Origin of the sequence: Pseudomonas sp. SJZ103 (genome assembly GCF_007828335.1) — a bacterium.
GTDB lineage: Bacteria > Pseudomonadota > Gammaproteobacteria > Pseudomonadales > Pseudomonadaceae > Aquipseudomonas.
On record NZ_VIUN01000001.1, the window covers coordinates 498,685 to 512,877 of the forward strand.

Here is a 14,193-nt window from a genome sequence, read left to right on the forward strand (position 1 = left end):
GTCATGACACGTTCACTAATTACCATGAGACCTATCAGCACATTGATCACCCGGTTCGGCAGTGTGGGCGCAGCTCTGTTGTTCAGTACAACGGCGGCTGCATTTACCCAGGAAATTACTGCTGTGTTCAGCCCCGATCCCGGCAACCCGATGGTCAACAAATTCAAGAACACCACGCCCATCAGTACGATCTGCGAATTCCATATTCCGGCGCGGTGCAAGGCGCTGGATATTTTCAGTCTTCGAGAACCGACCTTCACCGCCAGCTCCAATGGACCGGTTTTGGCCAATCACGAGGACGACCGTCAAGGGTTTATGGTGCAGGTGCCTTCAGACTGGCGAGATTTGACCGTCACGCATCTTAGAACGGGAGAGACTGAGACTGTACAGATGCGCATTGCAGGTCTGGGTGGGATGTGGAGTGTTTCGCGCCCGCCGGGAGTCTCGGCTTGGGCCCAACCAGGTGTTGGCTGGGACCGTCAATGGCGACAAGCGCCCAGTCCTTGCCAAAGCACCAACCATCTGGCGGCAGGCGTTACGTTTGCCTCTTACTTCTGGCTGGTTCCTGAAGGGGCTGGCATTTGCAATCGAAAGCCCTCGGTGGACATCCCGGTGATGAGGTTCACTCAGCTGGAGTATGCCTATGAGCTCAGGACGCCCAACCCGCTGGGCATGTCCTCCGGCGAATACACCGGTAGCCTCACCTACACGATGGGACCTCGGGGTGATTATGATTTTGGTGATGTGATGATGCCCTCACAAAATTCCATCACCTTCAATTTCACCCTGACTGTGCAACACCAACTTCAGGTCGAGGTTCCCCCCGGTGGCAACCGTGTCGAACTGATCCCTCAGGGCGGCTGGCAGGCCTGGTTGAACCAGGGGCGCAAGCCGGCGCGGCTGTTCCGTGACCAGACCTTCAATATTTCCGCCTCGTCGCGCTTCAAGATGCAGATGGCCTGCGAGCGCGTCATCGGTGACACCTGTGCGTTGAAAAACAACACCGACGGTCATGAAGTACCCCTGGATATCAGCGTCAGCCTGCCCCATGGCTTGAATCGTCAGGATGGCGCAGCCGTGAACCGCCAGCCGCTGCTGTTGAGCGGTGCCGGTACCGAGTTGTTCCAGCCGGGGTTCTACGTCGATCGACGGCCCGGTACGTTGCACTTCGAGGTCACGAAAGACTCCGCCGACCAGATGCTCAGCCGGGGCGGATCGACCTATTCGGGCCAGGTTTCTGTGGTCTGGGATTCAGAAGTATGAGGTGCCGTCAGATGGATGCCGTTGCGGGAAGCGGCAAGACTGTATCGAGGCTGGCAGGGCGGTGTTCGCAGCTTGCTGCCAGTTTGTTATTGGCGTCGCTGGCAATGCCCGTAATGGGTGTGGAGATGAACATCCATGCTGAGTTTCGGCCGGACCCTTCACAGCCGCACTTGAATAAGTTCGAGAACAAAACGCCAAGCGTTGGTTACTGTGCGTCTTTTCCCGCCCAATGTACTGCCTTGAATATATTCAGTCTCAGGGCCGCCATTTCGGCGGATTCCGTTACGCAGATCGCTGCTTTTCATACGGATCAACGCCAAGGCGCGATGTTTAAAGTGCCAACGGAGTGGCAGGACCTGACCGTCGTGCATCGACAGACTCAGGAGACCGAGACGTTAAGGGTACGGATCATGGGTGTCGGCTCGACGTATGCCATCCCCAATCTGGTCAGCCTGGTGGGCGGCGGCGTTACCCCTTTGCAAGCTCACCAGCAATTATGGACCGGCTCCAGTTGGGTTTACCCGCCGCGCACCTGCCTGGGCACAGGGGTGAGCTTGTATGGGACGACAACGTATGGGTTTTTCTGGCGAACACCGGTCGGTTCTCTCTGTGCCAGACAAGCCAGGTTCGATATTCCCACCATGCGCTTAACCAACCTGGAGTTCGCCTATGAACTCATCACGCCCAACCCCTTGGGCATGACTTCAGGGGAGTACGTCGGTCGCCATCAATACACCGTAGGGCCAGGGAAGGACTTTGATTTGGGCGACGTGATGTTGCCCAGCAGTCCTACCCTGACCCTGAACTTCACCCTGGCGGTGCAACATGACCTTAAAGTCGAAGTTCCCCCCAACGGCAACCGTATCGAGCTGGTGCCCCAAGGCGGTTGGCAAGCCTGGCTGAACCAGGGCCGCAAACCTGCGCGTTTGTTCCGCGACCAGACCTTCCGCATTTCTGCTTCGTCGCGTTTCAAGATGCAAATGAGCTGCGAGCGGACCATAGGCGACACCTGCGCCCTGAAGAACCCCACCGACGGCCATGAGGTGCCGCTGGACGTCAGCGTCAGCCTGCCCCATGGCCTGAATCGACCGGACGGCAGCGCTGTGAATCGCCAACCGCTGTTGCGCAGCGGCGCCGGTACCGAGCAGTTCCAGCCGGGCTTCTATGTCAACCAACGGCCCGGCACCTTGCACTTCGAGGTTAAGAAGAATTACGCCGACCAGATGCTCAGCCGGGGTGGATCCACCTACTCGGGCCAGGTCACGGTGGTCTGGGATTCGGAGCTCTAAATGAGGTTTACAGCAATGAAACATTTGTTGGCGCTGTGCGCGCTGTGCTGGTTGCCGCTGTCGGCACCAGCGGCCCCCAATATCAACGTGGGGGTGTTTTATGACTACCTGGACGGCGACAAAAGCACCTACCTGAAACGGGTCTTCAACGGCGGCGACAGTACGGCGTTCATCAAGGTGTCGGTGATGGAGATTCTCTACAAGGCCGACGGTAGCTCCGAGGAAGTCGAGCTCCAGAGCAACGCAGAAAACACCGCTCGCGATGGCTTGATGGCCACGCCGGCGCGTCTGATCGTCCCCTCCAATGGCATGCAGGGCACACGCTTGCTGTACCTGGGCGCGCGGGAAAAAGAGCGCTATTTCCGCCTGCGCTTCGTGCCGGTGATGCCGGAGCCGGAGGATGACTTTGCCGTGTCCAGTGAGGCGCGTGAATCTTACAAAGAAAGTCTCTCGGCCGGGGTCACGGTGCTGGCCGGGTTTGGCACGGTGTTCTTCGTGCGCCCCAAAGACACTCGCTTTGCCACCCGTATCGACGAGCAACCCGCCCAATACGCGCTGCATAACGACGGTAACAGCGTCGTGGTGGTGGATCAGTTCAAGGACTGCGCCAGCGGCGATGCCCAGGACTGTCTGCCCGTCACCAAGAACCACATCCTGCCCGGTCGTGCCTTCAGCTTTACCAAGCAGGCCGGGCGTACCTACCGCTTTACCCTGGTTGAGGGCAGCGAAAAAAAACCTTATGAGGTCAAAGGCTGATGCTCAGGAAAAGAGCCCATGGAGCCGGGTATCGCCCGGACAAGGTCATCGCGACGCTATTGCTGTTGATGGTTACAGCGCTGCTCAGTACCCAGGCCCTCGCGATCCGTGAGGAGCAGGTGTTCGATGTGTCGGTCACCATCCCAACCGCCGATTTTTACGTGCTGCCCATCAACCCGGTGTTTCTGGAGCGCGAGCAGGAGATGGCCTGGAACCTGGTGAGTCGCACGCTCAAGCCATTGCGTGAGCACTTCGATGTGAAGAACAGCGGCGGCGGCATCGTCGCGCGCCTGGGGGAGTTGCCGGTGCTCTCCAACGGCCGGCGCCTGATTCTGTTGAATGTCAACTTCAACGGCGAATGGCTGGACTTGACCGACACCCTAGTGGTGCCTGCCGAGGAGGCGCGGGCCGGCAAGCGGGTGCTGTTGGAAATTGCCGCTGTCGAGCCCGAGGACGGTTATACCCCGGGCGACTATTTCGGCAGCGTTCATCTGATCTTCGACGCGTTGCGACCGTGATAACGAGGTGCTTATGAAATACGTTTATGCAGTACTGGGCATGTGCCTGTGGTCCTTCAACGCCCAGGCCGGGCCGGCCATCAACGTCGGCGATTTTTACGACTACTTGAATGGCGACAAGAACACTTACCTCAAGCGCGTGTTCAACGGCGGCACCAGCACCGCGTTCGTCAAGATCAAAGTCACGGAGATGCTCTACAAACCCGATGGCAGCTACGACGAAGTGCCCCTCAAAAGCCAGGCCGACGGCCTCGTGCGCGATGGCCTGATGGCCAGCCCGGCACGCCTGATCGTGCCGGCCAATGCGATGCAAAGCACGCGCTTCCTGTTCATGGGCGAGCGCGATCGGGAACGTTACTTCCGGGTGCGCTACCTGCCGGTGGCGCCGGAAAAGGACGATGACTTCGGCATCAATGACGAAGACCGCGCCGCCTATGAAGCATCCCTGGCGGCGGGTGTGCGGGTGATGTCCGGATACGGCACGGTGTTTTTTGTGCGGCCCGAACACAGCCGTTTTGATACCCGCGTCGAGAACGGCGGGCGCACCTACACCCTGCGCAATGCCGGTAACACCGTCGTAGTGGTGGATGAGTTCAAGGACTGTTCGGTCGCCGACCGCACGGACTGCGCGCCGATCACCAAGAACCATATCTTCCCGGGTCGGGTGTTCAGCTTTGAGAAGCAGGCCGGACGGGTCTATCGGTTCTTCGTGGTAGAGGGCAGCACCGAGAAAGTCGTCGAGATCAGTGGCTGAGGTACGCTGCACAAGGTATGGCCACCCGGTTGCAGATACGGCATCAGCACCGGCGCCATGCCCTTGAGCACCTGCACCGGCAGTGCCGAGGTAAAGGTGAAGTTCTGCGCGCCGCTGCCGGGGACGAAGGCGGTGAGGGTGCCGAAATGCCGGTCGCCGATATAGAACACAAAGGTAGCCGTGCGGTTGATCGACTTGGAGCTGAGCACGCGCCCACCGGCGCCAATCGCTTCGATGCGGTTGTCGCCGGTGCCGGTCTTGCCACCCATGGCCAGCGGTGTGCCGTCGCCCAGCTTGAAGCTGCCCGACACGCGTTTCGCCGTGCCCGCATCCACCACTTGGGACAACGCCCCGCGCAAGGCGGTGGCGACTTCGCTGGGCATCACCCGCTTGCCTTTGTCGGGGTTGTTGACCAGGTGGGTTTCATAGGGGGTGTCTGCGGCAAAATGCAGGCTGTCGATGCGCAGCGTCGGCTCGCGTATGCCGTCGTTAAGGATCGTCCCCACCAGTTCCGCCAACGCCGCCGGGCGGTCTCCCGAGCTGCCGATGGCGGTGGCCAGGGAAGGCACCAAATGGTCGAACGGGTAGCCGACCGCCCGCCAGCGTTGATGAATATCCAGGAACGCCTCGATCTCCAGCATGGTACGGATGCGACTGTCGCGCGCGCTCTTATGACGGCTCTTGAACAGCCAGCCATAGACCTCCTGGCGCTCGTGCTCGCTGGCGGCGACGGCTTGGGTGAAGGTGGCGTCGGGGTGGTTCAGCAGGTAACCGAGCAACCACAGGTCCAGGGGGTGGACCTTGGCGATATAACCTTGGTCCGGCAGGTCGTAGGCACCGGGGCCGTAGTTTTTGTAGAGCTTGCTCAGGCGCTCGTCGGTGAGTTTTTCTGCGGTTTTGGTGCCGGTCAGGTGCGAGCGCACGAAGCTGTTGAAACTCGCCTGGCTGGCCTGGGGCAACAGGTAGCGGTGCACGGCGGCCAGGCGGATGGCGGTAGGGTGCAGGCCGTCCAGAAAGGTCGCGAGCCGGGCCTGGGTGTCCTTGTTGCGGTATTTTTTCCAGAAGCGCAGCAGGAAGGTCGTGCCTTCGCGGTCGGCGAACTGGGCCAGGTATTCCTGGCGCCGTGGGTCGCTGTCGTCCTTGAGCAACTCGGCACTGTTGTTGTCACCGTGATAGGTGCTGTAGCGGACCAGGTCGCGCATCAGGCGAATGAACGGCAGGTTGATCGACTCGCGCAGGGCGTCGCGCAAGGTCGGGTTGCGACCGTTGTCTTCATTGCGAAAGTTATGGAAGCGATGCAGGCCGCCACCGGTAAAAAAGCTTTCGCCGGGGCTGGCGGAATATTGCCGGTCGAGCGCGGCGTCGAGCATCTTCGACAGGCTCTGGTCGCGGTTTTGCGCCAGGTAGTCCACGGCCCAGCGCGACAAGCGGTCCTGCTCGTCAATCTCGACTTTTTTCAACACGGCGGGCGTCTGGCCGGCATAGCGCTGGTGCAACTCGCTGATGATTTGCAGGTAGGTGGTGAGCACCCGCAGCTTGGCGGTGGAGCCCAGTTCGAGCTTGCTGCTCTCGTTGATATCGAAAGGTTGGTCGGTGTTGTCGGTCTGCACCCGCACTCGCGCGCCGTCGCGCGTCATCTCGTATAGCGTGAAGCTGTAGCGCACCTGAGTCGTGCTGGCGGGTGTCAGCAGGCGCGGGCCGAGCAGGCCGAGTTGCCCGGCGAAGGCCGGATCGGCCAGGTGCTTGAGGTAGGCGGTGGTCTGGGTTTGCAGGTCATTTTGCAAGGTGCTGGTGGCGCTCAGGTCCAGGCGATCAAGGTCATACAGCGGGCGGTTGAGCAGGGTGGCTAGACGGTTGCGGGCCACGCTGATGCCTTTGTTGGTTTCAATCGGTTGGATCGTCGGTTGCTGCTGCCAGTCGCGGTAACTGACCTTGCTGGCCAGGGCCGCCTTGGCCAGGGCAGGGGCGATGACGCTGTTTTGTTCCAGCAGGCGGATATGGCTGTCGGTCAGGGTCGCCAGCTCCGCGTGGCCTTTGGACAGGTAATGGGAAGGCCGGCGCTGGGCGATCATCAACGACAACACTTCGCGCAGGGCCAGGCCCTTTTGCGCGAGGTTCTGCGGGCTGTTGTCGGCGAGCAGCGCATTGGTGCGGTTGAAGTCGGCGCCGTACCACACCCGCAGACCGTCGGCCATACCATGCACTTCGCCGTGACCGGGCACCGCAGACAACGGCACGCTGTTGAGGTAGTCGCGCACGATGTTCTGGCGCGCCTGCAAGGTCTGCGGGCCGTCCTGATAGGCGCGCACGCTGGCGGAAAACATCTGGCGCAGTTTCTCGCCGCCCGACAGCGTCAACCCATCAGGGGAGTGGCGGTATTTTTCCAGCTGGGTGGCCAGGGTGCTGCCGCCGGCCGTCTGGCCGGGCAAATGCAACAGCTTGGCCACTTGCGACCACGCCGCCTTGGCGAAACGCGGCCAGTCCACCGCCGGGTTGGCCTGGGGGTGTGCCGGGTCGAGCAGGTCGCGGTTTTCGATGAACAGCAGGCTGTTGACCACCACAGGCGGGATCGCGTCGAAACGCTGGTAGGACTGCTGTGGATAGATGAACTGGTACAACGGCTCGGCGCGGCAGTCGCTGATCGACAAGCCCGCCTGGATTTTCTCCGTGTAGGGCACGAACAGGCCGCGCTCGACATAGGTCATCAAGGGCGCGGAGAAGCGCACCTGGCTCTGGATCAGGTAGTTGCGCTTGAGCAGGCGCGGCAGGAACTCATCGAGGTCACTGTAACCCAGGCGTTTGTCGAACGGCCCGGCACCAGGATAAACCAGCGCCTCGCTGGGGCCGGGTTCCAGGGTGTAGGTCAAGGTCGCGGCCAGGCGGCTCAGTTCCCGGGCCTGCCAGTGCGACGTGCGCATTTCGCGCTGGGCGGCAAAGCCCGCAGCTATCAGGCCGATCACCAGCAGCAGCCATACCATTCGCCACCTGTACAACGGTTTGCGGGGGCGTCGTGGCAATGGCTGTTCGTCCATGCTGTCGGTGGGAGCCGCAGCCTCGGTTGAATCGGTTTGCCATAAAGCGCCCATAGTCGATTGATCCATCCCTGCAGATTGATCGGACTTGACTGAAGCTTAGACGCTGATTGGCGCTGTCGAGGAAATTGTCTGCAGTGAGGGCGGGCGGGTGCATACCCGGTTACCACAAATGGGCGCGGGACTGCCCCTACCGTTCAGGGCTTATCGGACCGATTCCAGCGTCCGTACAAGGAAGTCCAGCCCATGCCTGAAACACCTTCATTGCGTCGTAACCATATCGAGCAAGTTCTCACGCTGTTTTCCAACGTCCCCACCCTGCGGGAGGTGGCGATCACGCAGGTGCAGGCCACACTCGATCGACGTTTCCCAGCCTTCAACCTGCTGGCCGAACGGGTGGCCATCGGCACCCCGATGCAGGCCGACCAGTACCACTACAGCCTGCTTGCCGATGAGGTGATGGTGCGCCTGACCAGTGCCCGGCCGATGCGGTATATCGAGGACTACCATCAAGTATGCCTGCGTCAACGAGAAATCCATGTGCCCGGTGGCCCGCCCTTGGCGGCTATCGAGCAGGTGGTCAACCAGCTCGGGCCGAACCTGTTGCAGGCCTGGCTGGAGCGGCTGGAAGCATGGTGGCGGGCAACGGTGTCGGTGAACACCACGCGATGGGCCTACCTGTCCGATGACTGCCTGGCCTTGTTGTATGACAGCCAGAAACCGCCGGGGATGGATGAGCAGCAATTTGCCCGGTTATTCCCCCGCACGGCGTTACGCGCCAGTCGCCCGGATCGCGAATGGAGCCTGCACGGCGCAACGTTGCAGGTCCAGACCGTACATGTCAGGCCGCAAGGTTCACAGACCTCGGAAATGCTGCCGCTGCTGATCCTCGCCCATCGGTTGCCCGGTGCCGAGCTGCCTACCTTGCTGCTGTTCAGCCCGGCGACCGGCCTTCACCCGCTCGCCCGCCTGGAGGACATCGAGCCATTGATTCCCGACTACCTCAGCCAGCGCCTGGCCGGCCCGACGCTCGAGTGGTTTGTCCAGGTGCCCTGGGGGGATCCGTTCGATGCGCTGGCCGCCAGTTATGCCGAGCGTCAGCGGGCGGATGTATTGGCCATCGACCTCACGGTGCCCCGAACGCCCGCGCAGTTTCAGCACATGCTCGACTATGTGACTGATCCTTCGCGCTGGTTTGAGTCAGTCCTGACCCCGTTTCAACTGCGCTTGCAGGACCAACTGCCACTGTGGCTGATCCATGCGTCGGCGGCAGACAGCCTGGCGTACGCCCGTGCGCTTCAGGCACTGGTCGTGGCGCAGGCCGCAGCCGACGGGCGTAGCTTTGTTGACGGCATCGCGCCGCTGCGTACCTTTGCCGCACAGGCTCTGAAGCAATGCCTGCGCAAGGATCGCCGGGCCGACGGCATCGAGCCGGAGGACATCGAAATGACTTACCACATCGTGACGGCGGCGATGACGCCGGGCGGGTTTGCCACGGGCGAGGTGCACCCGGTGAGCCTGAGCCTTACGGACCTGGCCTTGGCGAACCTGGGTGGTTTTCCCCATTTGCCGTCGTCGATCCACCTCAACGGCAGCCCCGCCCCCGACTGGCTGACGGCAACGTTGCTCAAGGGATGTGTGACCGAGGTGGATATCGGGCAAACCTACCCGGCGCTGCTCCAGCAAACGCTGGTGGACGATGCGGCTGAGCGGCAGCGCCGTGAAGCGTTGTTCACCCGGCAGGTCCGTGCACAACTGCCGCTGCTGGCGTTGCAGATGAAGATCAAGGGCGAGCACGGCTTGACCGAGGCCGGTTATCGCCTGGTGCAGGCGGCCGTGATGCAGCAACCGGATGCGGCGTTTTGGCCGTTGGCATTCGAGGCCACGCCGACCTCATCGCCGGATGCGGTGGTCAATCTGTATGTGATTGGCCCCCGGCAGTCCGAGGAGGGGCCGCATCTGCTCTACCAGCCCTTGTTCAGTCCCTGCCTGCGTGAATTCGCAACGGCTCAAGCCTTGTTCGATGCGATCAAGGCTCCCGGCGAACTGCAGGACACGGTACTGGCCTGGCTCCCCGCGACACGCCAGGCGGTGTATGCCAACGGCGGTTTCGAGGAACCGCATGTGCGGCGCTTCCTGGCCGGCGATGAGTTCAGCGTGCCCGAGCGCCCGGCGCCGGCGCGCTTGAGCAAGCAACCGCTGGCCGCTGACCCGCTGCCTCAGGTATTTGCTTCCACGGTCCAGGCGCTGGTCAGTCTGGCCCAACGCCAATCGGTGTCCAACGCCGAGCAGCGCTGGGCGACGTTGAAGGAAGGCGGCTGGTTGCTGTTCAACAGCCTGTTGCCGTTCCTCAGGGGACCGGTGGCGTTGGTGGGATGGATGGTTCAGGTGATGGACAGTGTTCAGCAGGACGTGCAGGCCATCAGCGGCAACCAGCCGGCCTTACAGGTATCGGGTGTGATGGACCTGTTGAGCAACCTGGTGCTGATACTCGCGCACCGGGCTTCGCCCCACGAGTGGCCGTCGACCCTGGACCTGCAACACCCGGCGTTCGAGCCGACCCCCCGGAGGCTCGCGCCGGCAACCCTGGTGCGTGGCCCACTCGACGTGCAACTACGCGCCCCCGGTGGCTGGAGCAATGCCCGCGACACCCTGACAGCGGATTTGAAAGCCCGCCTTGAGCAGCTGAGTCTCAAGGCCTTTGCCCTGCCTTGGCCGGTACGTTTGCCCGGCGCGCAGGTGGGCGGGCGGCTCAATGGGATGTTATTCAACCCCGCCACGCAACCGCCGCAGTGGCAGGTGCTGGTACGCGGTCATTTGTACCGGGCCAGGGTCACGGACAACAGTGTGCGGATCATCAGCGCCGATGGTCGTGTGTCCGGGCCTTGGCTCAAGTTGGTGGACAATGTCTATTGGGACGTGGATTTGAGCCTGCGTCTGCGCTTGATCGGCGGGCAGCCCGATACACCGGTGGCAGGGGCGGACACTGAGTCGCGTCACGAGCAATTGGAGCGGGACTATCGTCAATACGGCCAGCGTCGGGAAACCGCGAATCGGGCCATGGTCGTGGCCTACACCCTCAAGACCAGTGATGCCGCCAGCGTCACCGACCAGCAGCGCGCCACGGCGAGCAGTCGCTATACCCAGGAGTTGCAGAGCAAGCTGGAGGCGTCATTGCTGGAACTGCAATGCCTCAAGGCGCTGCAACTGCTCAAGCCCCGAGCGGGCTATGAACGTGAACTGTCGACGTCGCTCGAGGGGCTGATCCTCAGCCTGCGGCAACTGCTGATGCACGCCCGGGCAACGACCGTCGCCATCAATGCCCGATTGGTACCGTTGCTGGACCGGGTGCAATCGCTGAGTGAGGACGAGGCCACCTGGGACGTCAATCAACAGGCCCACCAGGTGTTGATGGAAGGGCTACGGCAGTTGGCTGACAGCAACGAAAATGCGATCCGCTGGCGTACTCAGGAACTCAACTTGCTGCAAGAGCTGGAAGCGGTTCCCAAGTTCGGGCGGGACAGGGCCCAAGCCTTGCGGCAGGGCGATTTGGTTGGGCCGACGGTGCTGGAACTGCAGTCGTTGCAGGTGACGGCCCTGTGGGCGGTGGCGCTGAAGACCGAAGGGCCGAGGCTGGATGAAGATTTTTTCCAAAGCCTGGACGACACCATTCAGCGCGCGCGTTGGGCCAGTGGGTCCCAGGCGCAACTGGACGAATTGGCGCCCCATAGCACGGAGTTACGCATCGAGTTGCTGGAGAGCTTCAACCGTGTCTACGCCCAGACCGATGACCGCATCGAATTCTGGCGGGCCATGGAGCCGGATAAATTCCATCTCGATTACCTGGATAAGTTGCAGCAGCTGTTCACCCAACTGCACGCTGAGGTCGAACGCGAGCTGTCTGCGGCCCTGATGCCCGCGAACCCTGCGCCACGCCCGGTGCCGGCACCTCGTGCACCGCGCAAAAATATCATTCGCACACGCAATCAGGGTTTGTATGTCGCTCAACTCAAGATGACGACTGGCGAACAGCCGACGCAGGTGGCAGAGGTGTTGGATGCCCAGAACAGCGTGATTGCCTCGTTCACCCCGGCCGCCGATGGGATCTGGGAACCGGTCGAGAAAGCGGCTCCCCGGCGTGCAGGTTCAATGCCCAGTCTCAGTCGCTTGATTGAGCAGGGCCAGGCCTTGCGGGCTGCGGTGGAGCAAGCCATTGGCGAAGTCCTGAAAATGGCGCGCAGGGCCAACGAACCACAGTCGCTGCAGGACATCCTGGAGCAGCGCGCCGACAAGTTGCGCCAGTGTGCCGAGGCCATCCAGCGACACCTTCAGCACAGCGAGCCGGCGCGCCTGGCTGCCACCCAGCGGGCGCGGGCCAGGACCGAAGCCGACGCACTGCGGGCTGCGGCCAGTCGTTTATCCGAGCAGGGTTTGCAGGCTCGATTGAATGCGATCAAGGCCCGCCTGCCCACTCAGTCCGGGGTGGACGTGCTGGTCAGCCATCATGAGGCGAATATTTTCCGGCAGGGCGGGCGTGTCGCTCTCGCCGCACGCCCCAATGATTGGTTGCAGGCTTATGGGGTGGTGGATGTACACACGCGCCAGCCCCTGTGGTACGCGCATTTCCACTATGAACGCCAGGCGGGGCCGGACGACCATTTCACTGCGGCGCACCTCAAGACCCCGGAGCAACACCGCATGGGCAAACAAACCCAGGCCCAGGCGCAGGCCCAGGCGTTTGCCAGCATCCAGGCCGGGCAGGGCGGGCGGGCCTCGCAGGCCCTGGAGATCCATCGTGGCGAAATCAACCTGCGCATGGCGCGCAAGTTGTTCTTCGACGCACCGCAGTGGAGGCGTGACGAATAGGCGCGGCTTGAAATGACGCACCATTGCCGTGCGATACTCCAACCGCGCAATCGGAGTTTTCCGGGAATTCCCGCTGAATATTGCCGTTTATAGAGTGAAAATCACTGGGTTGAGCTTTTTATACTGCACCCCCCTGATCTGGCCCGGCCAGACCGTTTGACCCAAAAGGTCAAGCGGAGACGGCACCCCATGGCGCACCCGCCGTGGCGTGCCGGACTCGGAGGCTCATATCCAATAACAAGACGAGGTTGTATCCCTATGCCAGTCGGCAACCACCTGCCCCATGGCGAGACCGCTTCGGGCGGCCCGCTCAAACGCGAACTGGGCGAACGGCATATCCGCCTGATGGCGCTCGGCGCCTGTATCGGTGTCGGCCTGTTCCTTGGCTCGGCCAAGGCCATCGAAATGGCCGGCCCGGCCATCATGCTCTCCTACATCATCGGCGGCCTGGCCATCCTGGTGATCATGCGCGCCCTCGGCGAAATGGCCGTGCACAACCCGGTCGCCGGCTCATTCAGTCGCTACGCGCAGGATTACCTCGGCCCGTTGGCGGGCTTCCTGACCGGCTGGAACTATTGGTTCCTGTGGCTGGTGACCTGCGTGGCGGAGATTACCGCCGTGGCCGTTTACATGGGCGTGTGGTTCCCCGACACACCGCGCTGGATCTGGGCCCTGGCAGCCCTGATCAGCATGGGTACCATCAACCTGATCGCAGTGAAGGCCTTCGGTGAATTCGAATTCTGGTTCGCGTTGATCAAGATCGTCACCATCATTGCGATGGTGATCGGCGGCGTCGGCATCATCGCGTTCGGCTTTGGCAACGACGGCGTGGCACTCGGCATTTCCAACCTGTGGACCCACGGCGGCTTTATGCCCAATGGCGTCCAGGGCGTGTTGATGTCCCTGCAAATGGTGATGTTCGCCTACCTGGGCGTAGAGATGATCGGCCTCACCGCCGGGGAAGCGAAGAACCCGCAGAAGACCATTCCCCGCGCCATCGGTTCGGTGTTCTGGCGCATTCTGCTGTTCTACGTGGGCGCGTTGTTCGTGATCCTGTCGATCTACCCATGGAATGAAATCGGCACCCAGGGCAGCCCGTTCGTGATGACTTTCGAGCGCCTGGGCATCAAGACCGCCGCCGGCATCATCAACTTCGTGGTGATCACCGCAGCGTTGTCGTCATGCAACGGCGGCATCTTCAGCACCGGGCGCATGCTCTACAGCCTGGCGCAGAACGGCCAGGCACCGGCCGCGTTCGGTACCACCTCGAGCAACGGGGTACCGCGCAAGGCACTGCTGTTGTCGATTTTTGCCTTGCTGCTGGGCGTGTTGCTCAACTACCTGGTGCCGGAGAAAGTCTTCGTCTGGGTCACGTCCATCGCCACCTTCGGTGCGATCTGGACGTGGGTCATGATCCTGCTGGCGCAGCTCAAGTTCCGCAGCAGCCTGAGCCCGGCCGAACAGAAAGCCCTCAAGTACCGCATGTGGCTGTATCCGGTCAGTTCGTACCTGGCCCTGGCGTTCCTGGTGCTGGTGGTGGGCCTGATGGCGTACTTCCCGGATACCCGCGTGGCGCTCTATGTGGGACCGGCCTTCCTGGTGCTGCTGACCGTGTTGTTCTACGTGTTCAAGCTGCAGCCGACCCAGGTCGCCCAGGGTTCACAGCCGTCGGCGTGATCCCTTGAGCGCGGGCCGGCCTGTTTCGCGACAGGTCG

At 62.0% G+C, this 14,193-nt stretch carries 8 protein-coding genes; 7 read left to right on the forward strand and 1 reads right to left on the reverse strand.

The window, feature by feature from the left end; translation table 11 throughout:
* Nucleotides 1-3 precede the first annotated feature (3 nt).
* From FBY10_RS02530 to FBY10_RS02550, 5 genes are all read left to right on the forward strand, one after another.
* Entirely contained in the window at nt 4-1,263 is a 1,260-nt protein-coding gene (locus FBY10_RS02530; RefSeq protein WP_237683035.1) for a hypothetical protein, read from the forward strand.
* Between the two features lie 365 nt (nt 1,264-1,628).
* Nucleotides 1,629-2,552, forward strand: a complete 924-nt coding sequence (locus FBY10_RS02535) for a hypothetical protein (protein WP_256663390.1) — start codon at nt 1,629-1,631, stop codon at nt 2,550-2,552.
* A gap of 15 nt (nt 2,553-2,567) precedes the next feature.
* Nucleotides 2,568-3,308 (forward strand): molecular chaperone, encoded by a 741-nt coding sequence (locus tag FBY10_RS02540; protein ID WP_131697414.1) that lies wholly within the window; start codon nt 2,568-2,570, stop codon nt 3,306-3,308.
* Nucleotides 3,308-3,826: a CS1 type fimbrial major subunit gene (locus tag FBY10_RS02545; protein WP_237683036.1), complete on the forward strand. Its 519-nt coding sequence runs from the start codon at nt 3,308-3,310 to the stop codon at nt 3,824-3,826. Before FBY10_RS02540 ends, FBY10_RS02545 begins: the two co-directional genes overlap by 1 nt.
* 13 nt (nt 3,827-3,839) lie before the next feature.
* Nucleotides 3,840-4,580, forward strand: coding sequence for a molecular chaperone (locus tag FBY10_RS02550; RefSeq protein WP_131697413.1), 741 nt, complete (start codon nt 3,840-3,842; stop codon nt 4,578-4,580).
* Here FBY10_RS02550 and FBY10_RS02555 read toward each other — a convergent pair.
* The gene (locus FBY10_RS02555; protein WP_145335176.1) at nt 4,523-7,666 is read right to left on the reverse strand and encodes a transglycosylase domain-containing protein; all 3,144 of its coding nucleotides are present in this window, start codon (nt 7,664-7,666) and stop codon (nt 4,523-4,525) included. The genes FBY10_RS02550 and FBY10_RS02555 overlap by 58 nt on opposite strands.
* Before the next feature lie 192 nt (nt 7,667-7,858).
* Here FBY10_RS02555 and FBY10_RS02560 point away from each other — a divergent pair, with 192 nt between their 5' ends.
* Nucleotides 7,859-12,478, forward strand: a complete 4,620-nt coding sequence (locus FBY10_RS02560) for a hypothetical protein (protein ID WP_145335174.1) — start codon at nt 7,859-7,861, stop codon at nt 12,476-12,478.
* A gap of 258 nt (nt 12,479-12,736) precedes the next feature.
* A complete protein-coding gene (locus tag FBY10_RS02565; RefSeq protein ID WP_131697410.1) occupies nt 12,737-14,155 on the forward strand; it encodes an amino acid permease in 1,419 nt (472 codons plus the stop codon).
* Nucleotides 14,156-14,193 lie beyond the last annotated feature (38 nt).

Coding starts and splice junctions, on each gene's coding strand:
- FBY10_RS02530 (WP_237683035.1), top strand. CDS start 4: ATGACACGTTCACTAATTACCATGAGACCTATCAGCACATTGATCACC.
- FBY10_RS02540 (WP_131697414.1), top strand. CDS start 2,568: ATGAAACATTTGTTGGCGCTGTGCGCGCTGTGCTGGTTGCCGCTGTCG.
- FBY10_RS02545 (WP_237683036.1), top strand. CDS start 3,308: ATGCTCAGGAAAAGAGCCCATGGAGCCGGGTATCGCCCGGACAAGGTC.
- FBY10_RS02550 (WP_131697413.1), top strand. CDS start 3,840: ATGAAATACGTTTATGCAGTACTGGGCATGTGCCTGTGGTCCTTCAAC.
- FBY10_RS02555 (WP_145335176.1), bottom strand. CDS start 7,666: ATGGGCGCTTTATGGCAAACCGATTCAACCGAGGCTGCGGCTCCCACC.
- FBY10_RS02560 (WP_145335174.1), top strand. CDS start 7,859: ATGCCTGAAACACCTTCATTGCGTCGTAACCATATCGAGCAAGTTCTC.
- FBY10_RS02565 (WP_131697410.1), top strand. CDS start 12,737: ATGCCAGTCGGCAACCACCTGCCCCATGGCGAGACCGCTTCGGGCGGC.